This window comes from Lactobacillus melliventris (assembly GCF_013346935.1).
Classification (GTDB): domain Bacteria; phylum Bacillota; class Bacilli; order Lactobacillales; family Lactobacillaceae; genus Lactobacillus.
Genome location: NZ_JAAEEB010000001.1, coordinates 53,536 through 76,694, shown reverse-complemented (window position 1 = coordinate 76,694; position 23,159 = coordinate 53,536). Strand labels below are relative to the sequence as shown.

General features: G+C 36.2%; 23 protein-coding genes. 3 read left to right on the top strand and 20 right to left on the bottom strand.

Going from position 1 to position 23,159, the window contains the following annotated elements:
- Window positions 1–20: 20 nt before the first annotated feature.
- The 6 genes from GYV61_RS00345 to GYV61_RS00320 form a co-directional block, all read right to left on the bottom strand.
- The gene (locus GYV61_RS00345) at window positions 21–1,928 is read right to left on the bottom strand and encodes a copper-translocating P-type ATPase (RefSeq protein ID WP_174794350.1); all 1,908 of its coding nucleotides are present in this window, start codon (window positions 1,926–1,928) and stop codon (window positions 21–23) included.
- 25 nt (window positions 1,929–1,953) lie between these two features.
- On the bottom strand, window positions 1,954–2,325 hold the full coding sequence (locus tag GYV61_RS00340) for a cupredoxin domain-containing protein (protein WP_174794349.1): 372 nt from the start codon (window positions 2,323–2,325) through the stop codon (window positions 1,954–1,956).
- Window positions 2,326–2,514: 189 nt separating this feature from the next.
- Window positions 2,515–2,664, bottom strand: a complete 150-nt coding sequence (locus GYV61_RS00335) for a hypothetical protein (RefSeq protein ID WP_174794348.1) — start codon at window positions 2,662–2,664, stop codon at window positions 2,515–2,517.
- Window positions 2,665–2,763: 99 nt separating this feature from the next.
- Window positions 2,764–3,546 (bottom strand): ABC transporter permease, encoded by a 783-nt coding sequence (locus GYV61_RS00330; protein WP_174794347.1) that lies wholly within the window; start codon window positions 3,544–3,546, stop codon window positions 2,764–2,766.
- Window positions 3,547–3,548: 2 nt separating this feature from the next.
- Window positions 3,549–4,346, bottom strand: a complete 798-nt coding sequence (locus tag GYV61_RS00325) for an ABC transporter permease (RefSeq protein WP_174794346.1) — start codon at window positions 4,344–4,346, stop codon at window positions 3,549–3,551.
- Complete coding sequence (locus GYV61_RS00320) at window positions 4,340–5,326, bottom strand: ABC transporter ATP-binding protein (RefSeq protein WP_174794345.1); 987 nt, start codon at window positions 5,324–5,326, stop codon at window positions 4,340–4,342. The genes GYV61_RS00325 and GYV61_RS00320 overlap by 7 nt, the downstream gene beginning before the upstream one ends.
- 497 nt (window positions 5,327–5,823) lie before the next feature.
- On the opposite strand from GYV61_RS00320, the gene guaB reads away from it, so the two are divergent.
- Window positions 5,824–6,969 carry an IMP dehydrogenase gene (gene guaB / locus GYV61_RS00315; RefSeq protein WP_174794344.1) on the top strand — a complete coding sequence of 382 codons (1,146 nt, stop codon included), beginning with the start codon at window positions 5,824–5,826 and terminating at the stop codon, window positions 6,967–6,969.
- A 58-nt stretch (window positions 6,970–7,027) separates the two neighbouring features.
- Here guaB and GYV61_RS00310 read toward each other — a convergent pair whose 3' ends face one another.
- The 7 genes from GYV61_RS00310 to glmS form a co-directional block, all read right to left on the bottom strand.
- Window positions 7,028–7,453: a MarR family winged helix-turn-helix transcriptional regulator gene (locus GYV61_RS00310; protein WP_174794343.1), complete on the bottom strand. Its 426-nt coding sequence runs from the start codon at window positions 7,451–7,453 to the stop codon at window positions 7,028–7,030.
- A 4-nt stretch (window positions 7,454–7,457) separates the two neighbouring features.
- Window positions 7,458–8,855: a DHA2 family efflux MFS transporter permease subunit gene (locus GYV61_RS00305; protein ID WP_174794342.1), complete on the bottom strand. Its 1,398-nt coding sequence runs from the start codon at window positions 8,853–8,855 to the stop codon at window positions 7,458–7,460.
- A 131-nt stretch (window positions 8,856–8,986) separates the two neighbouring features.
- Window positions 8,987–10,510 (bottom strand): glycosyltransferase, encoded by a 1,524-nt coding sequence (locus GYV61_RS00300; protein WP_174794341.1) that lies wholly within the window; start codon window positions 10,508–10,510, stop codon window positions 8,987–8,989.
- A 132-nt stretch (window positions 10,511–10,642) separates the two neighbouring features.
- The gene (locus GYV61_RS00295) at window positions 10,643–11,353 is read right to left on the bottom strand and encodes a hypothetical protein (protein WP_174794340.1); all 711 of its coding nucleotides are present in this window, start codon (window positions 11,351–11,353) and stop codon (window positions 10,643–10,645) included.
- Window positions 11,354–11,388: 35 nt separating this feature from the next.
- Window positions 11,389–11,826, bottom strand: a complete 438-nt coding sequence (locus GYV61_RS00290) for a CopY/TcrY family copper transport repressor (RefSeq protein WP_174794339.1) — start codon at window positions 11,824–11,826, stop codon at window positions 11,389–11,391.
- Between the two features lie 24 nt (window positions 11,827–11,850).
- Entirely contained in the window at window positions 11,851–12,666 is an 816-nt protein-coding gene (locus GYV61_RS00285) for a Cof-type HAD-IIB family hydrolase (RefSeq protein ID WP_174794338.1), read from the bottom strand.
- Between the two features lie 114 nt (window positions 12,667–12,780).
- Window positions 12,781–14,592 (bottom strand): glutamine--fructose-6-phosphate transaminase (isomerizing), encoded by a 1,812-nt coding sequence (gene glmS / locus GYV61_RS00280; protein WP_174794337.1) that lies wholly within the window; start codon window positions 14,590–14,592, stop codon window positions 12,781–12,783.
- A 375-nt stretch (window positions 14,593–14,967) separates the two neighbouring features.
- Between glmS and GYV61_RS00275 the strand changes: the two genes are divergently transcribed.
- Window positions 14,968–15,981 carry an SLAP domain-containing protein gene (locus tag GYV61_RS00275; RefSeq protein ID WP_174794336.1) on the top strand — a complete coding sequence of 338 codons (1,014 nt, stop codon included), beginning with the start codon at window positions 14,968–14,970 and terminating at the stop codon, window positions 15,979–15,981.
- A 116-nt stretch (window positions 15,982–16,097) separates the two neighbouring features.
- Here the strand turns inward: GYV61_RS00275 and glmM are convergent, their stop codons facing one another.
- From glmM to murB, 4 genes are read right to left on the bottom strand one after another with little or no spacing between them, the layout of a single operon-like run.
- A complete protein-coding gene (glmM, locus tag GYV61_RS00270; protein ID WP_174794335.1) occupies window positions 16,098–17,450 on the bottom strand; it encodes a phosphoglucosamine mutase in 1,353 nt (450 codons plus the stop codon).
- Window positions 17,451–17,471: 21 nt separating this feature from the next.
- Window positions 17,472–18,449, bottom strand: coding sequence for a CdaR family protein (locus tag GYV61_RS00265; RefSeq protein WP_174794334.1), 978 nt, complete (start codon window positions 18,447–18,449; stop codon window positions 17,472–17,474).
- Entirely contained in the window at window positions 18,446–19,291 is an 846-nt protein-coding gene (gene cdaA / locus GYV61_RS00260) for a diadenylate cyclase CdaA (protein ID WP_174794333.1), read from the bottom strand. The genes GYV61_RS00265 and cdaA overlap by 4 nt, the downstream gene beginning before the upstream one ends.
- A gap of 44 nt (window positions 19,292–19,335) precedes the next feature.
- Window positions 19,336–20,235: a UDP-N-acetylmuramate dehydrogenase gene (murB, locus tag GYV61_RS00255; protein WP_110445888.1), complete on the bottom strand. Its 900-nt coding sequence runs from the start codon at window positions 20,233–20,235 to the stop codon at window positions 19,336–19,338.
- 99 nt (window positions 20,236–20,334) lie between these two features.
- Between murB and GYV61_RS00250 the strand changes: the two genes are divergently transcribed.
- On the top strand, window positions 20,335–20,868 hold the full coding sequence (locus GYV61_RS00250; RefSeq protein ID WP_046324639.1) for a 3'-5' exonuclease: 534 nt from the start codon (window positions 20,335–20,337) through the stop codon (window positions 20,866–20,868).
- 31 nt (window positions 20,869–20,899) lie between these two features.
- Here the strand turns inward: GYV61_RS00250 and tsaE are convergent, their stop codons facing one another.
- Genes tsaE through GYV61_RS00235 form a run of 3 tightly spaced genes read right to left on the bottom strand, consistent with a single transcriptional unit; the run spans window position 20,900 to window position 23,068 of the window.
- Window positions 20,900–21,373, bottom strand: coding sequence for a tRNA (adenosine(37)-N6)-threonylcarbamoyltransferase complex ATPase subunit type 1 TsaE (tsaE, locus tag GYV61_RS00245; protein WP_174794332.1), 474 nt, complete (start codon window positions 21,371–21,373; stop codon window positions 20,900–20,902).
- A complete protein-coding gene (pta, locus tag GYV61_RS00240) occupies window positions 21,363–22,361 on the bottom strand; it encodes a phosphate acetyltransferase (protein WP_174794331.1) in 999 nt (332 codons plus the stop codon). The genes tsaE and pta overlap by 11 nt, the downstream gene beginning before the upstream one ends.
- An 11-nt stretch (window positions 22,362–22,372) precedes the next feature.
- Entirely contained in the window at window positions 22,373–23,068 is a 696-nt protein-coding gene (locus GYV61_RS00235; protein WP_174794330.1) for a uracil-DNA glycosylase, read from the bottom strand.
- Window positions 23,069–23,159: the final 91 nt, after the last annotated feature.

Genomic DNA, 23,159 nt, shown 5'->3' with positions numbered 1-23,159 from the left:
GCCCTTTTACTTTTATAATGCTATATTTTTGCTTTTCCTAATAAAACAGAACTGATAACAACTGATAGTGAACTAAACGCCATAGCTAAGCCGGCAATTTCTGGACTTAGAGTAAGACCTACCCCAGCAAATAAACCAGCAGCTACTGGTATGCCTAAAACATTATATATGAAGGCCCAAAATAGATTTAACTTAATTCTGTTAAAAGTCTTGCGACTCAGTTTCAAAGCGCGTACAACATCTTCCAAATCGTTTTTAATTAATACGATGCCACCTGCATCGATTGCGACATCAGTACCGGAACCCATGGCAATTCCTACGTCTGCTTGGGTAAGAGCTGGCGCATCGTTGATCCCATCACCCACAAAAGCCACATGATGCTTTTTCTGCAGCTTTTTAATGGTATCAGCTTTATCAACTGGTAAAACTTCAGCCATTACTTGATCAATACCAACCTGCTTTGCAATCGCCGTAGCTACCTGCTGATTATCACCGGTGAGCATAACCGTTTTAAGTCCTAATTGATGTAAATCGGAAATTGCTTTTTTGGCGTTTTCTTTAGGTGCATCTTGAATTGCAATTAAACCAAACACTTTATTATTTACAACGACTGCTACTACAGTTTTAGCGGCATTCGTCAAAGCTGCAGCTTTAGCTTTAAACTCTGGTGAAATAAGAACTGCATCCCGATCTTTGGGTCTGCCTACCAAAATCTTTTTTCCATTAATAAGGCCGCTCACACCTTGCCCTTCAATAACTTTAAAGTCTTCTACTGGTAGAAAATCAATTTTTTCTTTTTTAGCTGTAGTTAAAATAGCCGGAGCAAGAGGATGTTCAGAAAATTTTTCTAAACTGGCAGCATATTGTAGGACATTTTCTTTATCTCCAACAATATCTGTTACTTGTGGTTGACCTTTGGTAATCGTTCCCGTTTTATCAAAAACTATAGTATCAATGCTGTTTGCAGCCTCTAAAATTTCGCCGTTTTTGATTAAAATGCCCATTTTGGCACCACGACCAGTTCCTACCATTAAGGCTGTTGGGGTAGCCAGACCCAAAGCACAAGGACAGGCAATCACCATTACTGCAACAGCAAAAACTAAAGCAGTTGCAATATTTTTACCGAGAAAAATATACCAAACTAAAAAAGTTAGAATTGCAATAATCAAAACAGTAGGAACAAAAATATTGGCAACTTTATCGGTTAATTTTTGAATTGGCGCATGACTGTTCTGCGCCTTTTTTACTATAGCCACTATTTGAGCCAACATGGTATCATTGACAACTTTTTGAGCTTCCATTACAAATGAACCTGTTTGATTAATTGTTGCCCCAATAACTTGGTCACCACTAATCTTTTTAACCGGCATGCTTTCACCAGTTACCATAGATTCGTCAACACTGGAATTGCCGGAAACAATTTTGCCATCTACTGGAACTTTTTGTCCAGGCATCACTTGAATTAAGTCGCCCTTAACTACCTGAGTGATGGGAGTACTGACAAAATGATCACCTTTTTTAACCAGAGCATCTTTTGCGCCTAAATTAAGTAACTTTCCCATAGCATTTGAAGCAGTAGACCGCATTTTTTCTTCTAAAACCTGCCCTAGTAAAACAAAAGTAATGACTAAAGCCGCACTTTCGAAAAATACGGGTTTGCCGGTAAACATGGCATAAATGCTATAAACATAAGTTATTGATGTCCCTAAAGCAACCAGGGTGTCCATATTTGAATGATGTTTTTTAAATGCAGACCAAGCACTGGAAACAAATGGACCGGCTGAAATCAACATAATAATCGTAGTTGCTATCAGCATGGTCCATTCTCCGCCAGGCAACATCCAGCCAGTAAAAGGATGAATGATCATTTCAACTAGCATCGGTAGTGATAATATTAGCGACGTCCAAAAACGTGTTGTTATTTTCATTCTTTTACCCTATCTATTTGACAATCTATTTGACAATAACCTTACCATGAAACATATTCATACTGCATGCCCATTCATATTCGCCGGCTTTGGATGTATCTATTTTAATCGGTTCAGTTTTACCTTGAGGCAATTTTTGATTTATACCAAAATCTGAGAAGATAACATGGTCTAAGCAACTAGAAGAATCGGTTCTTTTAAAGTTTAAGGTAGCCGGTACTCCTCTCTTTAAGATAACTTTTTCTGGAGAATATCCGCCTTTGACCTCAATATCAACACTTTGCTTATTCGAACTAACAGACGCATTTTCTGTTGCTACTTGGTGCTTACCAAAGAACCACCATGCGATAAAGGCAATAAGTGCGAGTCCTAAGCATAAAATAATAATCCTATTCATGATAATTCCTCCCCGATGAAGCTTATTATTAATGTCTACATTTGTAAACTAAGTTTAGTATAAATTATGTATCTACAAATGTAAACATAAATGCTCAAAAAAAACTTACTGAGAACATCAGTAAGTTTCAGCACTATCAATCGGCATCTAATCGCTTTAACCATTGAGTGAGGTCATTTTTATCTAACATTATTTGCTTAAGTTCTGTTTTATTTTCCGCAGCCAGTAGCACATTAACTGGAGATATTTACCAACTGAAATACCATATTTTTCCAAATTAAACTTAGCATTTTTTACTACTGCATTATCTAAACTAACTGTAACTAGTTCGTCTTTCACCGCTTATCCCTTTTCCCATATTTTAAAATAAAAACTGACAGGAATATTCTAAAAAAATTTATACGGCTGTGCAAGCTTTATGGAAAACAGTTTACTTAGCTATCTACCAGCTCCATCATACTTCTTGAGGCCTAAATTCCAGATTACATGATCCAGTACTACAAATATTAAAGCAACTAAAAGCTGTAGTAGCAAAATATGCCATTCTTCTGGCCTTAATAGAATAATTGTTGCGGGGCATGCAACTAGGCCAAAAGGCAAAATAAAATTAAATATTATATTGCCCAGGCCACGATAAATACTTGCAGGATAACGACTCATTTGTATCATACTTAAAAATAAATCATTTCTGCCAAAATTAGTTGGAAACCAAAAAGCTGAAATTGTCCAGAGATACCATAATGAATAATACAATATGCAGCCTAATACACAGGAAAATAAGAAACAAACTAGTTGGATAAGACTAATTTTTATTCCTTGACACGCATAAATAATTACTACCAGTCCCAAAACGGAATTTATTAGTTGAGTAAATTCAATGGAACTTAAAAAATAAAATAGTTTAGTATTAATTGGCTTTAGGAGCACCGAATCAAGCGTACCCTCTCTAATATCAGCTTCCATTTTAGGCATCGATTTGACTAAGAAGGCCATCAGGAAGCCATCTAGCATAGTATAAACCCCAACTAATAAGAGGCATTCCTTAAAACTCCAGCCTCCAACAGTGTCAACATTTAAATAAATTACTTTAAAGAAAGCAATTGGGATACCCAACCAAAGTACTGAGGAAATAATACCAAATACAGTATCCAACCTAAAACTAATAGTCTCTAAAAAGGCTATCTTGATTAAAGAACCGATCAGTTTAAATTTATTTTTCATATCTAACCCATTACATCAGAATATCTCTGAAGCCCTTTTCTATTAACTATTTGTACAATTACATAAAAGTTAACTGCCCAAGCAATCTCAATTCCAGTATTATTAAGCCAAGATTGTAGGGAGAGCCCTTTTACCAAAGTATCTATGGGAAAAGAACTAAAATACTGAAAAGGTAAGCATTTGGTTATTTTTACCAAAAAAGGCGGCAAGATTTCTAAGGGAAAATAAAAACCAGCCAGCAAGTTTACCAACACTTCTTTTACTAGTAAAACAAAGAAGAGGTTATCAAACCAATAAGCAACACTACCTATGATGTAAGAGAAAAGAAACCAAAGCACCGCTGACATAATAATGCTAAAGGCAAATTCCAACAGCACTATCAGTGATATCTGCAATAAATTTTTTACTAGAATATATAATATTCCAATTATCAGTATTGGAGCCAGCAGAAGTAGATTTGCTAATCGGTCGCCAACCATTTTAGCGAAATAATATTTTTCAATTGCTATTGGTCGATGAACAATGTTTGACAATTCACCCGAATGAATATCATCATTTAATTCCCAATCAATTGCATACCAGACAAAGGAATTGATAAAGTTAACGCCAATGTAGTAAATAACAATTTGATTTTTAGTAAATCCGCCCACTGTTTGCCCGTGATTTAATATTAAAGACCACAGATAAAACATTACTATACTTGGCACAAGAGCTTGCAGTAGCAAAATCACCACACTGCTTTTATTCGCTAAAATAGACTTGAGGGAAATTTTACTTACTGCACGGTATGTTTTTAACATTTTTGATTCTCCTCGGCAAATAATTCTAAGATAATGTCTTCCAGCTTCAGTTCATTTATTTGATAATTTGAACCCTGCTTGTTTTTGGCAAGGAATGCAATCATATCATCAACTTCTTCATTTGGAACTTTGATGGTAATTGTTAAATCATCCTGATTGATTATTTTACCCTCAATATTCTTCTCAGCAAAAGTTTCTGATTTATCAAAAGTAATGTATTTATTACTACTGAATTTATCTAGTAGATCCTGTTTTTGACCATTCCACATAATTTCTCCGTGATTAACAATTATTAAGCGGTCGCAGATAGTCGCAATATCTTCCATATCATGGGAAGTCAAGAAGACGGTCAGTTTTTCTTCTTTATTTAGTTGCAAAAGGAATTTGCGGATGTCTCTTTTTGCCAAAACATCAAGCCCTATTGTAGGCTCATCTAGAAAGAGCACTTTAGGTCTGGTGGCTACACCCGCTAAAAATTCAATTTTCATCCTCTCTCCCAGTGATAATTTACGTGTTTGAGTATCTAACTTTCTTGTAACGTTTAATACTCGAGCTAGATTATTAACTGTTTCTTGAAAAGATGTTTCAGAAATATCATACATTGATTGTAAGAGCTTTAAATAATCTCTGGGAGTTAAATCGGGAAAAAGTTGTGACCTGTTTCCCATCACCACCGAAATTGATTTTTTAAAATCATTAGTCCTTTTGGTAGGATCAAAGCCATTGACCCTGCAGTAACCTGAAGATGGAAAAAGAGTACCTGTTAACATCTTTATAGTAGTAGTTTTACCTGCACCATTTTGTCCAATAAAACCTACTTTCTCTCCTGGTTTAATAGTAAAGTTTAAGGATTTAACGGCATTAACAACCGTTCTTTCTGGCTTAAAAATATTTTTTGCTATAGCATGCCAAGTCTCGCCTCTGGTGGCCACCGCATATTTTTTTGACAGATCATGTACTTCAATTGCATTTTCGACCATGTTTCAAACTCCATTTTTTATCAAATCCGGCACAAAAAGGCAATTACCAAAGGAAAGTGTCCTTTAATAATTGCTCTTATTGAACAAAATCACCATACTTTGCCAATGCCATTGGTTTAACCTCATTATTAGATAGATATTTAATCAACAGCATTAGAAATAATTTTAACATAGTTTTAATTGTTTTTAAATAGTATTTAATTGCTTTATTATTTTATTGTAAAGGCGAACAATATCAAGATATATAAAAATGATTTTTAATAGCTAATGCCCAACGATAAAGTAATGTAAAAATGTTAAAAATCAGAATTTTAGCTTTTATTATTTACAATAAAAACTAATATAGAATATTTGTTCGCTTTTAATGTTGAAATAGATTCAAAGTAATATTATACTTTTATCAATATAGTTTTTGATTTTATCTTGACCAAGATCAAAATCACTAGTAAAGTGTAATCAATTTAACTTTAATAATTTTAAAAAGGAGAGTGCATTAAATGTCAAATTGGACAACAAAATTTGTTAAAGAAGGTCTAACTTTTGATGATGTTTTATTAATTCCAGCCGAAAGCCACGTATTACCCAATGAAGTAGATTTACATACTCAACTGGCACCTAATCTTAAACTAAATATTCCTATAATAAGCGCGGGAATGGACACTGTGACTGAAGGTGCAATGGCCATAGCTATTGCACTGCAAGGCGGCTTAGGAGTGATCCATAAAAATATGTCAATCACCGCTCAAGCTGGAGAAGTAGCAAACGTCAAAAATGTTGTTGTTCCATCTAACATTACCAAAGCAGCTGTCGATGACAATAATCATCTGCTCGTCGCTGCTGCGATTGGCGTGACCAGTGATACTTTTGAACGGGCTGAAGCACTTATAGAAAAAGGAGCAGACGCAATTGTCATTGACACTGCACATGGTCATTCAGCTGGAGTTTTACGTAAGATAAAAGAAATTAGGGCACATTTCCCTGATATTACCCTTATTGCCGGCAATATCGCTACTGGTGATGCTGCTAGAGCTCTCTTCGATTCAGGTGTTGATATTGTCAAAGTTGGAATTGGGCCAGGTTCTATTTGCACCACACGTGTCGTAGCTGGTGTCGGAGTTCCGCAAGTTACTGCAATTTATGATGCTGCTACTGCTGCCAGAGAATACCACAAACCAATAATTGCCGATGGCGGTATGAAGTATTCAGGTGATATTGTTAAGGCTCTAGCTGCTGGTGGTAATGCTGTTATGCTTGGTAGCATGCTTTCAGGGACTACTGAGGCACCCGGCGAAATTTTCGAAAGTGACGGTCACAAATTTAAGACTTATCGCGGAATGGGTTCTGTCGGTGCAATGGCCCAAGCTCATGGCTCTTCAGACAGATATTTCCAAGGCGGAGTAAACGAGGCTAACAAGTTAGTACCTGAAGGCGTAGAAGCACGCGTTGAATATAAAGGTGATGTTTCTGATATTGTCTTCCAGATTATTGGCGGTCTGCGCTCGGGCATGGGTTATGTCGGTGCCGCTACAATTGCTGACTTACGAGAAAATGCTCAATTTGTAAAAATTACTAATGCTGGTTTACGAGAATCTCACCCACATGACGTGCAAATTACCAAGAAAGCACCTAATTACGAAAGATAATAAAAATTAAGAAAAAACTAGTTATTGCCTCAAAACAATAACTAGTTTTTAATTTATCCTATTTTTCCGAAATAGCGTCATTCAGTTTCTGTAAATTCTCTACTAACTCATTTTTAGTTTCAGTTCCAAGAATTGCAGCGTAACTATTCTCAGACTGAAAAACATAGTTAGAAATTTTTTGTTCTAAATTAACAGCTTTAGGGGTTAGGATGATTGCTTTTAATCGAGTGTCATGTGGATTGACTTTTTTCGTAATTAGGTCTTTTTCTGCCATTAAATGTAAAACATTGGTAGCCGTTGACTTTCTAATATTGAATTCATGCTCAATGTCTTTTTGATAAATTGGCTTATTTTGGGCAAAGGAAGATAAGTATTCGATAATCAACATTTGCGTTCCAGTAAGACCTATTTTTCTGGCATAGTGATCAGCGTTGCGGTTAAACGTATTTTGTACTCTCTGCAATGCCAATCCTAATCTTTTCATTATTTCATTCCTTTGCTTTTACTGGTTTTGTAGCCTGATAAAGTAAGTATACACCAATAAGGACAATAATTAGAATAAAAATTAGACCGACTTGTGCGGCATCAATGTATTTTCCAGAAGTAGAATTTTGACTACTCATCTGCTCTACGAATTGCATGATGGCTGAAATAACTGCAGTGCCAACCGCACCAGCAAATTGCTGTGCCATATTGAACAGACCGTTACCATCAGTACTTTCTTTTTCGTCAAGTTGACCAATAGAAGCCGTCATAGTATCACCCATTACTAAACCTATTCCCAGCATCGTAATGGTATAAAACAAGATTATCTTGCCAGAGGTTAACGATGAAGCAAATAAACAATATAATATGCCACCAATTATTTCAAAAACAGCTCCAGTCATAATTGGCTTTTTTGGTCCGTAGTTATCAAGTAACCTGCCACTAATTGGTGACATAATTGCTCCTACGAGCCCACCGGTTAGTAGTAATAGCCCCGCAGTCATCGCAGTAGAATGGTTGACAATTTGGACATAATTAGGCAAGATGAAAGACAAACCCAAGGTATTTATCTGGAAAATAAAGTAGGCTGTAATTCCTTGAGTGAATCTGATGTTTTTAAAAACACGAATATTAATCAATGGATTAGTAGTTTTCAATGAGTGCTTAATAAAAATGATTAAACTGATTATTCCTAATGCTAAAGGTAAAATAAACATGAACGGTTTTTGTAAAATTGTAGACAAGTTGCTAAAAGCAAAAATTAAACCAATAAACGTTAAAGCAATGCTCAGAAAGCCGGTAGTATCAAGCCTAGTATGCTTAATGCTCTCGGTTTGACTTGTTATTGAAGTTAAGCCCATGATCAAAGATATTACCATCACGGGGATAATAAAGATAAAAATATAACGCCAGCCTAAATTATTAACAACCAACCCGCCAAAACTTGGCCCTAAAGCTGGAGCTACAGCAGTAATCATTGTTCCTATTCCCATAAGGAGGCCGAGTTTATCAAGCGGTGTCCTTTCCAAAATGATATTAAACATTAAGGGAATAGCTATTCCTGCGCCCGCGCCCTGAATTACGCGACCAATAACTAAAAAAATAAATTGGTTAGCAACTGCGTCGATCACCAATCCGCAAATAAATAAAGAAGCGGCTATTACAAACAGCTTTTTCGAACTAAAGTTTCTTTTTAAATATGCTGATAGTAGCATAATAATGGAAGCAACCAGTAAATAGCCCGTTGTCATCCATTGTACTGTGGCCATATTAACATGAAAATCATTCATTAAAACTGGAAAAGTAACGTTCCCTGCCGTTTCAATTAGCACACCTGAAAATGACATCAGTCCAGCTGCGAAAATTGAACAAATTAATTTTGCATCTAATTTTCTTTCCATTCGAATTCCTCCTGGTTATTTAGTTAGCAAGCTAACTAAATAACCATAGTAACTCACATTTTTTTGAAATGCAATAAATTAAAAGCAAAGAAAAACCACCTTGAATTTCAAAGTGACTTTTTAAATGCTATTTATTTATCTGTATTAATCACATATTTTTGCCAGTAACGCCAAACATTATCACTGGAAAAGCGCTTAGCATTTTGATAAGCACCCTCATTCATTTTCCTGCGTAATTTTGGACTAGCAAAGAATTCACTAATTTTAGCTGCTAAGTCATCTATATGACCACTTGGCACAACAAAACCGCTCTGACCATCAGCAATCAAGTCTGCTGGACCATAATTGATATCATATGCAAATACCGGAACGCCGTGTGATTGAGCTTCAACTATTGAAAGCGGGGCTCCTTCGTATCTTGAAGAAAGAATTGAAAGTTGAGCATTGTCATAAACATAATCCATATCTTGGGTGTAACCCATAAAGTGAACTACATTTTCCAACTCGAGATCTCGCACCAGTTTCTTTAGCATGTTTTCTTCTTTGAAATTATCCGCGCCATTGCCATAACCATAAATATCTAGAGTAAGTGTATCATTATTTTGATAAGCTTGATTAAAGGCTTTGATCGCGTCATCAATTCGTTTTTCATGGAATAAACGAGCTACAATTATTATTTTCCCTTTTATACGCTCACTCATTGGGATATGCTCTGCATGTAACTGCTCATCTGGTACTATTCCCACAGGTATAGCTACTATCGGCACTTGCGTTCTTAGTCTTTCACGCATGTCATCCGCTTGATGTTTTCCAGGAGTGACTACTAAGTCGGTTTTACTGAGTAATTCGTTATTAGAAATTGAGTTGTAAGTAAGAGGTGAAGTAGGATCCCAGTAGTCTCTGAAGTGAATATTATGAAAATGTTCGATTTTTCTGGCAGGCGTTTTCATATTAATCATTGGCACGTTGGTAATATTACTGCGATCAGAGATAAAGGTTGACCTTTCAGCCCCATCCTGCTGGTTTAATTCATCAAGCATAATAGTAAAGGCTTGACCACTATTCATAAGTGAGTGTACAACACCTTGAATATCAGTCAATTGAATGTTAGTTGCTGGATATGAATTCGGTCTTTTTTCATATGAAATCTCGTAATATATGGTATTGTCGGGACGGAAAAACAATTCACAGACTAAATGTCCATCCACTGTATCATAAATTTGTGTTAGGCTTTTAAACCCACGAGTATCATAAAAGTCCTGCTTAATGCAGTTGACATCTCCGTTATAATATTTAATCGTGTCCACACTACCATTAGGCAACATATTAATAGTCATGGTTTTACGATTATCTTCGTACACTTCATAACCATTATTGATTTTCTTCACCTTATTAAAGTTTGGTATCGGTAAATCTTTTATCGTGACAACGCGACTAGCAAACTTTACCGTACCGGCAAAGAAGTCAAACATATTGACATAATCATCATCAGTCATGCCATACAAAGGTAAATTACGATGTGCAAAGCGATTAAACTCTGACATAACAATTTTTGCCTTAACGTGATTGCGTTTAAAAAGCATTAATCTTTTTACTTCTGCGTGCTCTATCCCTGAACTATTTGCGTCTAATCTATTGTTTAAAAAGTAGTACATTAATTTGTCCTTTATTTATACATTCAAATCACTATTAATTTTAGCACACATTTAATAAGTATTTACGTTACGTTAAAATAAATAAGCATTAACCTAATTTTTTAGGTAATGCTTAATTTTAAAATTAATATTTTATTCTTTTTTTGTTAGCTTTAAAACTAATGGCCAAATCAATGCTGTTATCACACCTACTGCCAATCCTGCCCACAGCACTGGAGAAACAGTTAACGAAATTCCTTGAGCAACATTACTTTCCAGCCATTGTACTAATTGGTTAGCTAAGAATTGTAATGCTCCAAAGGTTCCCACAGATGCAATTAACAAAATAATTGCAGCCCAATATTTACCAAATAATATTAACAAAGCGGATAGGATAAAAATTAGTATTGCGGCAAAAAAGCAATAATGGAAAATAGTGATACTTTGATTAACCTGATTCTGGTTTTCTTTCAAACCGTCGTTAATTTTGTTTAGTAACAATTTGCTAACTGCTTTTTGCACATCATTATTCTCTGGAAAAGATAAACTTTTAGCCGTCACTTCACCATTTTCCTGGTAACTTGCACCTAAATTGTACAAACTGGTATAAGACATATCATGATGATATTTTTTAGGTAATTGTTCGAGAATTTTGTCTTCAACACCAAAGTCCTTAGCCAGTTTCAATGTACTCTTTAGTCTTGAGTCACCTGTATTGTTAACACTCTTTTTGATCACTGTTTGAGCCAGACCACGAACATTTTGCACATTCACTGTTATCGGGGACTCTATCATTAGAAAACCGGAAACAGCCACCGCTGCAACAAAAATTAGCCGTAACAAAATACTAGCGAATTTTCTCATTTAATTAACCTCCTAAAAAATATTAACTGTTTAATCTAACAGACATGTTGACCCGAAGCCAGACAGTTACAATTAACCATTTCAGGAGCATGCTCCTTTTTTAGAACAAGTTCTTTTTCAATCTGGGTAATATCACCTTGAGAAAGAGGCATATCCTTCAGAATTGCTATCATTACCTTACCTTTATGCATATCACACATGTGACACATCATTTCATTAGTGACTTGAATCATCATCTCTATCTGCGTAACAGTAGCGGAGTATACAAAACGGCGACCGTCCTTACGGGTTTTTAGCAGACCCTTTTTGACTAAGCGACCCATCAGAGTTTTAATAGTTGACTCAGACCAATCCTTTTTTGCTTGCAGTTGCTGAATTACATCACCAGTGTGAATTTCTCCTAAAGTCCACACTATTCTCATAACTTCCCACTCAGCTTCGGAAATATTATGTTCTTTATTTTTTTCTACCATAATAATCAACCTAGTTTTATTTTACTACAGAACAAACTTTTTTAGTGCTTTGGCAATTCCGTCATTGTCATTATCTGCAGTCACATAATCTGCATAGTCTTTGATCATTTCCACAGCATTACCCATGGCTACTTTTTTGAAATCAGGATTAGTAAACATCGAAATATCGTTGCCCTGATCGCCAAAAACCATAACTTGACTTGACTTAATTTTTAGTCTCTCGGCTAATTGCTGGACTGCATTACCCTTAGAAGCATCTTTAATGTTAATTTCAACAATAGAAGAAAAGCTGCGGACAATATCATACTTGGCAAAGGCCCATTGAGGGATATTATTCCACAATTTATCAACTTCACGTTCATCATCAAGAACACTAAGCCCCACTTTATTAAAAGTAAAATCTTGTGGTATCTCTTCAGCTTTCCTCACTTTAATCACATTTTTATTATAGGTAGCATTTCTAGCTAAATTTATTCCTATATCACGATCACATGTCCAGTAACACTCAGGAGTTTCAAAATGAAGGTTGACATGGGCTAATCTTTGCAAGCGACGCATATTAGAGAAATCACGGTAGTTCATTTCTTCATTCATTAAAATATTTCCCGCCAGATCCTGGATTACTGCACCATTGAAAACAATGTCATATTGTCTTGCGCCTTGTAAACCTAATTGTTTATTAAATTCAATTGTACCAGACAATGGTCGACCTGTGGCTAAAACCACCTTAATGCCCTGACTGTCAGCTTGTTTCAGTACCCTTTCAGTTTCAGATGAAATCTGTTTAGAAGTAGTAAGTAAAGTACCATCTAAATCAACCGCAATCAATTTTATTGCCAAAATAATATCCTCCTGCACTTTTTCACTATCTTCTTTATTATACAAAAAGTCGTAATTACTTACGACTTTTTCAAAAAATATTCTCTTTTAAAACAAAACAGAAACTCAAAAAGTTTATTCTACAGTAACGCTTTTCGCCAAATTACGCGGCTTATCAACATCTAGTCCTTTATCTTTAGCTGCAAAATATGCAAATAATTGTGCTGCTACTACACTAACAAGTGGCGAAAGATAATAATCAACTTCAGGTAAAACAATATCATCACTAGGTTTAGCTAATGATTTACGCGCAATAGTAATAACAGTTGCTCCACGTGCAATTACCTCCTGAATGTTTCCCCGCATCAAATCCGCCGTAACAGGGTCATTAATTAAAGCGACTACAGGCGTGCCTTTTTCAATCAATGAAATTGTGCCATGCTTTAATTCCGCTGCTGCAAAACCTTCTGTTTGAATATATGACACTTCTTTAAGCTTAAGGGCAGCTTCCAAAGCGACCGGATAATCAATACCCCTGCCAATATAAAATGCATTGCGACTAGGTATTAAATCTTTTTGTGCTAGTTGCTCTATTTTGGCTTGACTGGAAATCACTTGTTCTATTCCTTCTGCAGCTAAAGCGAAATTCTTTTTCAAGTCAAAAGCTGCAGCATCTTTAACACCTAATTTTTCACCTAATGCCTTGGCAACTATAGCTTGAACGGCAACTTGGGCAGTATAAGCTTTAGTTGAAGCTACAGCAATTTCGGGCCCAGCTTCAAGTGACATGGCATAATTAGCTTCGCGCGCTAAAGTAGAATTGGGAACATTCGTCAAAGTTAGACTAGGAATACCACGTTTAATCGCTTGTTGCAAGACAACGCGTGAATCAGCCGTTTCACCTGATTGCGATAAGAAAATAAAGAATGGGTGTTTTGACATCATTGGAAAATGGTAACCTGCTTCAGATGCAAATCCTACTTCAGTTGGAATCTTAGTCAGCTTTTCAAAAAGTTGTTTACCAATTAAGCCCGCATGATAACTGGTACCAGCAGCAAAGATATACAGTCTATCTGTCCGGGATAGGGCATTAATAATTTTAGCATCTACTTTAGGGTCACCATTTTGATCAAGATAATGTTGATCTAAGTGCCGTAAAACACTCGGCTGCTCACAAATTTCTTTAAGCATGTAAAATTCATAAGTACCCTTAGAAGCAGCATTTTCGTCAATATTTAACTCATAGGGTTGATGTTCAACCTTTTGACCTGCAATAGTTTCAAGCTGATAACCGTTTTGAGTAATGTCTCCGACTTCACCATCTTGTAAATCAACGAAAGTTTTGGTTTGATCCAATATAGACAAAGCGTCGGATGCGATCACATTAAAACCATTACCAAGTCCCAACATCAAAGGAGATTTATTTTTAGCAATAAAAATATGATTTGGATTTTGATTATCTACCAATAAAAGAGCATATGATCCCTTTATTACTTGTAGAGCCTGCTTTAAAGCCGTAAAGGCGTCTTCATTTTTTTCACGAGCAAATTTGCTAACTAATTGGACTATTACCTCGGTATCTGTGTCCGATTTAAAGGTAACGTCATCTAAGTACTGCTTTTTTATTTCCTGGTAATTTTCAATTACACCATTGTGAACCAAATAAAAGCGCTTAGTTTCATCAAATTGGGGGTGAGCATTAGTTTCAGTGGGCTTACCGTGTGTTGCCCAACGAGTATGACCAATTCCAATCATACCCTGCTCTTCTGGAGTCATTTTGTTCTTCAAGTCCTCAATACGACCAGCAGTTTTAGTTAAATATTCTTTTCCTGCCAAATCATTGAGGTAAATTCCTGCAGAATCATATCCGCGATATTCAAGCTTAGACAACCCATTTAAAACAATTTCTCTAGCAGACTTTCCAACTATGCCAACAATTCCACACATATTCTTCTCCTTTGGTCTAGTAAAAATAATTAATTTGGATTAATTAGTTAATTAAACTTACGTATGGAATATTAGCCTTTTTTAATAAATTGGTCAAGCAATATTTTAAAAATTGGTCTATACAATAATGTAAAATTACTATTACTAACACAAAAGTTTGCCCAAATAAGTGATGAAAATCTTAAACCGAGAACAGTTAAATAGTTATATCTTTGAATAAGCATAAGCCGTCAGATAAAAATCAAAAATGATATTTAAATATTATTCAAAAATAAGCAGGCTCGTTGCTGCCTTTTTGTTTTACGTGAAGTTATCAGTTTTAATAGACAATTTAATAGCTAGCTATTAGAATTTAAGGATAAAGGAGTAATTACAATGAAAATTAACAAAAAATTGTTTATTAGCTTATTAGCTGGAATATTGACAACAACATCATTAGCAGTTACTACAACTAATATTGCTCAAGCTCAAACTACTACGTCAAATGTAAATTCTGAGCAAGGCAAGCTAACCTTAAATCATAAGACTCGTGTTTATAACAAAAAGGGTAAGAAAAAATATTCTTATCTTAAAACGAATGGGCTGCTAAAAAAGGGTGCTTTAGTAAGATACGTTGGCAAAATTAAAGCCTTATCTGATCCAAATACTAAGCGTTATTCGTTTAGTGACGAAGATATGAACTGGTATTATCTACCATATAAGACAATTAAGGGGAAGCAATACTACAATATCGGTCATGGTGGGTATATTAAAGCTGTGAATGTTGACAGTATCAATGGAAATAGACTAGTTACTAATTATGTTACTGTTACAATAGCTTCCTGGCCGTTTTCTTCTGATAAAGATTTTACAAAAGCCAGACTTGTTAATAATAAAGGTGAATTTACCGATAAATATGTTAAAAAAGGAACGAAACTGGTAGTTGATCGTTTTAGTAATAGAGAAGAGTTAGCGGGTACGAATAAAATTGATATGCTTGATAATGGTGTAGTTCTAGAAGTATACCGCATAAAAAACAATAAAAACTTGTTTGTTTTAAGAGACGACCTTAAAACACCGCCTCGTCAAAGTCTAATACCGTATACCAATATTATGACTGTAAAATTTGTGAATGACGCATATCTTTATAATACAAAAGGAGAATTGGGAGACGAATCAAGATTTAGACCTGGTGATACGGTTTCGGTTACAAGTTTAAGATATATATGGGTTCCAGAAGATAAAAAAGCAGAGCTGTTTTATGAAGTTTTAGATTCACCTTCATCAGTGTTAAACTGTAATTTTGTAAAGGTTTCTACTGCTAAATATATTTTTGGTAAACATTTAAAGCCAGTGAATACAGCAGCTGATGTCACGCCAGCCAATATAGAAAAAGATGTAAAAGAATAATACAAATATTTTTGAGTAAAGTTTGTATAATAAGACCCCAAAATTGAAGTCAATTTTGGGGTCTTATTATTTATTTACCTGCTTTTTAGCTCAAAAATGCAATGGGTTTATTTTACTTACACGCCCATTTCCTTTTCAACTACATCAGTTATTCTCTTCACATAGGCATCAGTTTCCTCTTGGGTTGGTCCTTCAGCCATTACTCGCAAAAGTGACTGTGTTCCGGAAGGTCGCACTAATACTCTACCATCGTCACCCATATCGTTTTCAACCTCTTTTATTACATCTAAAATAGGTTGATGCTCTTTCCAGGAGTTCTTATCTTTTACCGGAACGTTTACCAGACACTGTGGATATTCTTTAAAATCAGTTAGTAACTCAGTTAGAGTTTTGCCAGTTCTTTTCATCACTAACATCAAATGTAAACCTGTCAACATTCCGTCACCTGTATTATGATAATCACTCATAATCACGTGACCAGATTGTTCTCCACCTAAATTATAACCATGCGCACGCATTTCTTCTGAAACATAGCGGTCGCCCACTTGAGTCCGAACATTTTTAATACCACGTCTTTGCAGTGCTTTAGTAAATCCCAGATTACTCATTACAGTGGTAACGATTGTATCTTTTTTCAAACGGCCACCATCTTCCATATAGCTGCCAAGTATATACATAATATGGTCGCCATCAACCTCATGACCATTTTCATCGACAGCGATACAACGATCAGCATCACCGTCAAATGCAAGACCAAGTTGTGCACCCTGTTTCACTACTTCTTCCTGCAGTTTTTCAGTATGAGTGGCTCCAACGTGATCATTAATATTAAGGCCATTGGGATGAATAGCAATAGTAGTGAAGTCAACACCGCAATCAGCAAATAAGCGAGAAATTAGACTGCTGGCAGCACCATTAGCACCATCGATCACAACCTTAATACCACTAAGGTCTTCGGGAATAGTATTTTCAATAAACTGTAAATATTTGGCACTGCCTTCATGAAAATCGGTGACAGAACCTAATCCTTTAGCAGAAGGTCGAGGTAAACTATCTTCAGGAGCATCAATCAATTTTTCAATTTCGCCTTCCATTTCGTCCGACAATTTCAAACCATCGCTGCCAAAGAACTTAATACCATTGTCTTCCACAGGATTATGGGAAGCAGAGATTTGAACACCTGCATCAGCGCCTTGAGCACGAACTAGATACGATAATCCCGGTGTAGTAATTACACCTACCTCCAAGACCTCAATTCCAACAGAAAGAAGTCCCGATATTAAGGCATATTCCAACATCTGGCCAGAAATCCTGGTATCACGAGAAACCAAAACTTTGGCCTGTTCTACTTTAGACTTGTTTTTAGTTAAGACGTAACCACCGTCTCGCCCTAGTTTAAATGCCAATTCAGGAGATAAATCTTGATTAGCCACCCCACGAACACCATCAGTGCCAAAATATTTTAACATTACTAAAACAACCTTTCTTTCTTATTTATCAACATTTTGTGTGTCTTTTGTATTTTCTACCTTTATATCAACATTGATTTGCCTTGGATTCGATTTAACTACACCGTCAGGTAAATTGAAAGTAATAGTTTTGGTAGCAGAAACATTAACAGAACCTAAATCAATGGGAACTTTCAAGCGCTTAACTTTCGCCAGAGCATCTTCATTGCCATATAAAGTTACATATTTAGTTTTAGCAGTCAATGAGTAAATTTTATTTGTTTTTTCATGTTCAGGCTTAAGCTGAACTTTTACTACTTTTTTTGCCGTTGTAATAGGTATTGTTACTTTAGCAGTTGCAGGATCAATTATTACATTCAACTGTCTGCCCTTATTATCTACTGCAATCAGGTTTACCTGGCGCTCATAAGTGTGATCAATACCATTAGGTAAAACCACCCTGGCAACAATCTGATCGATTTGATCAACTTCTGAGCGAGCCCCAGTTACCTCCACCTGTTGTGGATAAACACTGGAATGACCTCTCTGATAACCAGGGGCTACAGCACCCTTATTATACTCTATTTGTACAGGCATTGTAGTTGACTTACGTCGCTGAATGTCAACAGTAATATTTCGCGGCTTGACTGAATAAGAAATTTGCTTATTAATGCCATTAATATGAATTTTGACATTATGCTTACCAATGCTTTTTTTCGTCAAGTCAATGTAAGCTCTAAAATTTTGGGTATTGATCGTAGAAGTAACAAGTGCCGTAGACCCTTCCAAAGTAACACTAACTCTTTCGGGATAGCCTACAACGTAATACTTATCCGTATCAACTGAAACCTGCAAAGGTACTTTGATAGTTTCAGTCTTATTAGCAGTTTGCTTTGTCTTTTCAGTTTGTCCCTGAGATAAAAATCCTTCTTGGGTGGAATTGACATAAATAACTAATAAAACTGCAATTAAAAGGGAAACCAGCCTGATAAACCAAGATTTTTTCCAAAACTCTTTCATCGGTCAGCACCCCATTTCCATATTTTACGGATAATTTTTTGATACCATTTATCATTATCATTTTTCTTTGGTACCAATTCAGCAGTAAGATATTTTAGATATTCATCCCGAGTCATATCGACCATAAAGCGACCGTTACGGGTAATTGTTACCCCACCTGTTTCCTCCGACACAACGACGGTAATTGCATCTGTCACTTCGGAAATCCCTACAGCAGCCCGGTGACGGGTTCCCAATCTTTTAGGAATCATACTATTATCAGATAATGGTAAATAAGCTGCTGCCACTGCAATTTTGTGATCCTTGTTAATAATCACGGCACCATCGTGTAATGGAGTATTAGGAATAAAAATGTTAATTAATAATTCTCCTGTAACATCGGCGTTAAGCTTAATCCCAGTTTCAATATAATCTTCCAGGCCAGTTTCTTGCTGGATAGTAATGAGTGCCCCAATTCTTCTTTTTGACATATATTGAATAGCTTTGTCAATTTCATTAATGAATTTAATTGATTCACTTCGCACGCTGTCCTCGCGACCGCCAAAAATTGGCAGGCGTCCTAAATGTTCGAGACCACGTCTAATTTCTGGTTGAAAAATCACAATAATTCCAACTACAGACCAAGAAACAATTTGGTCAATCAGCCAAGTCGTGGTATGTAGTTGCAGTATCCCTGCAATAATACGCACGATAAAAATCAGCACAATTCCCTTGGCTAGTTGGACAGCCTTAGTTCCCCTGATTAAAATAACTAAGTGATAAACTACAAACCAGATAATCAGGACATCAAGAATCGTAGATAAGTTGCCCCAAGTAAAAATATGTGCTCCGCTAGTTTGCATAAATACTCCTTTCTCTAATGTGTGAACATAATAATTGTAGCAGTTTATTCATCAGGTTCGCCAATTATTCTAACTTCAGTTTGCAAATCCAAACCAAATTGAGACTTAATTTTTGCCTGTATCAGATGAATTAAATTGAGGTAATCAGTCGCAGTAGCATTACCCTTATTTACAATAAATCCGGCGTGCTTGGTGGAATCTTGAGCGCCACCAATTTGCTTACCTTGTAATCCTGCCTTAATAATCATTGGACCAACATAGTGACCGGCCGGTCGTTTAAAAACACTGCCACACGAGGGGTATTCAAGCGGCTGTTTATATTTACGCAAAGCATTAAGATAATTCATTTCTGCTAAAATACGACTTTTGGCAGATCTTTTTAATGCAAAAACAGCCTCTATAACGATATCACCATTATCCTGGACTAATGAATGTCTATAAGAAAAATTCATTTCAGACAAAGAATATTGCTTTATTTTTCCCTTCCGCGTCATCACCTTGACACTTTGAATAACGTTACTAGTTTCACCTCCATAAGCACCAGCGTTCATGAAAACTGCACCACCAACACTTCCTGGTATCCCAGCTGCGAATTCTAACCCACTTAGGCCGTGATGTGCAGCTGTAAAAGCCGTATCCACAATAGTGGCTCCTGCTTGAGCAACAACTTGATTACCTTCAACCTTAATTTGGTTCATCGCGGTTAATATTAAAACCAGACCTGAAATACCACCATCACGTATAATTAGGTTAGAAGCATTGCCTATTACAGTTAAGGGAATCTGGTTATCATAAGCAGCAAGGACTAAATCTCTTAATTCACTTTCACTGTGAGGAAAAGCAAGTAATTCAGCTGGACCTCCTGTTTTCGTAAATGTGTATTTACTAAGTGGAACCTGTTTTTTTATTTCTAAACCTTTTTTGGTTAAATCTGATAACTTCAAAACCAAAATCCCCTTTTATCTAATCTTTTTCTATTTTACCTCATTCAGTTAAGAGCTTCATCATATGTTATACTAAAATTAAAATTTAAAGGAGATAACATGAATTTTATTGCGATGGATTTCGAAACAGCCAACAGACATCCTGAAAGTGCCTGCTCTTTGGCCTTGGTAATGGTTCGCAACAACCAAATTGTAGATCGCTTTTATACGGTAATTAATCCGCAAATGCCTTTTGATGCACGCAATATTCAAATCCACGATATCACTGCAGAAGACGTTAAGGATGCCCCGACTATGGCTGAAGTCTGGCCTAAAATTAAGGCACTTTATCAGCCTGGGATGTTGGTTACAGCGCACAATGCTCGGTTCGATACTAATGTAATGCGGCAAAGCTTAGCTCGCTATGATATTCCTGAACCGCATTATTTCGTCATCGATACCTTGCAGACCAGCAAATTATTTGAACCCAAGCTACCTAATCACAAACTGGATACAGTTTCTAAAGCTCTTAATGTGGAATTATGGCACCATCATAATGCTCTTAGCGATAGTGAGGCCTGTGCAGGTATTTTGATAGCACAAAATGAAAAATATGGAGACGAGGCTCTCAAAGGTTTGGTCTACCAAATATAAGCAAAAAAGCAGGGTTTAAAAACCCTACTTTTTAGGCTAGTAGCTGCAAAATATTTTTGACCCATTGTTTATATCTTTCACCCTTTGCCTCAAATTCAACTACTCGTTTAGTTGAAGACCAACTATCATCTACTCTTTTAATGGTCAGTTGTAAAAATTGCTCAGGAAGCTCTTTTTGGATTACGTCTGGCCATTCGATTACAACTATTCCCGGTTCAGACAAATAGTTAGTTAAATCGATGGAAGATAAATCATCATTTTCTAAGCGATAAAAATCCATATGAAATAGAGGCAGTTTGGCTTCAGGATATTCCCTCACAATAGTAAAAGTGGGACTTTTTACTGGGCGTTTAATTCCCAGTGCCCTGCCAATTCCCTGAGTTAAAGTCGTTTTACCAGCTCCGAGATCGCCATTTAACAGCAATAAGTCATGTGCCTGGGCAGTCTGAGCAATAGCTGCACCAAGCTCCTGCATTTTCTGAGCAGAATCAATACTAAGCTTCATTGTTTTCATCCCTTAATAACGCCTGCGCAGCAGTTAAAATTGCGATATTATAAACGTCCTGTGTACTGGCACCGCGTGACAGGTCGTTAACAGGTTTCTGTAATCCCTGCAAAATAGGACCAATAGCTGCAAAATTGCCCAAACGCTGAGCAATTTTATAGGAAATATTACCAGATTGCAGTTCAGGAAATATGAAGATATTTGCTTGGCCCTTTATTGCGGAAGCAGGAGCCTTTTTAGCCGCCACATCCGGCACAAAAGCGGCATCGAATTGCAGTTCGCCATCTGCTGGAATTTCAGGGTGCTCTTTATGAAAAAGCGCAGCGGCTTTCTTAACTTTGGTAACCATATCGCCTTTAGCTGAACCTTTAGTTGAAAAACTCAAAAATGCAACTTTAGGATTTATATCAATCATTTGTGCGGTTTGAACTGATTGGTATGCAATTTCCGCCAATGTTTCACTATCTGGCTCTAAATTGATAGCACAATCTGCAAAAATATATTTCTCATCTTGGCGTTCCATAATGAAACTGCCAGAAACGCGTTTCATCCCTTCAGAGGTATGAATCAATTGTAGAGCAGGTCTAACCGTTTCAGCGGTTGAATGAGTTGCTCCAGATACCATGCCATCGGCCAGACCCATTTTCACCAACATAGTACCAAAATAATTGGGCTCATTTAATATTTCAGCAATATCAGCCTGCGGGACATTTTTTCTACGTGCCTTTACAAAGCTCTGGACCATCGCTTTTTTGCTTTTATAGTGAATCGGATCAACTATTGCTAATTCGTTAAAAGCTAAATTGTTTTTGCGGATTATATTGGTTATTTTTTCAGTATTACCTAATAAAATAGGCTTGATAATATTTGCCAGGGATAACTGACTGGCTGCATTTAAAATACGTATGTCATTTCCTTCCGGAAAAACTATTTGATATACTTTTTTCGAATTTTGCACCTTATTTTTTAATAGATCAAAAACGCTCATTTATCTCCTACCTATGCTAAATCTGCTTGTGTAACCTTTGTGGGTAATTGCCAATCGATTGGGGTTTCGTCAAAATTTTTCAGCGCTTCATTACAACGCGAAAATGGTCTTGAACCAAAAAATCCCCTGTCAGCTGAATATGGACTTGGATGAGCTGATTTAATCACAAAATTTTTGTCTTGGTCAATTAAAACGATTTTGTTTTGAGCAAAGCGCCCCCACAAAATAAAGACTACTTTACCACGATCGCTCAAAGCTTTAATTGCGGCATCGGTCACAGCTTCCCAGCCCTTTCCCTGATGACCATTAGCATGACCATAAGGAACTGTCAAAACAGCATTTAACAATAATACTCCCTGATCTGCCCATTTTTTTAAGTAGCCGTGATTAACTGGACGGCAACCAACATCGTCATATAATTCTTTATAAATATTTTGAAGGGAAGGAGGCAATTTCACTCCCGGATTAACCGAAAAACTCATTCCAGTTGCCTGACCAGGATTGTGATATGGATCTTGTCCTAAAATCACAACTTTCGTATTTGCAAACGAGGTTAGTTTGAAAGCAGTAAAAATATGATACATATCAGGATAAATTTTCTTTGTAGCATATTCTGTTTTTAAAAATTCATGTAATTGCTGATATTCTTTGCTTGCGAAAACGGGAGCTAATATTTCATCCCAGTCGTTACCAATAAACTTTTTCATTACTTCAACAGGCCTCTCTTTCACTAACTTTTATGGTATCATGAAATTAATTATCGATGTGGTGAAATTTAATACATTTTAGCTCTTTTTA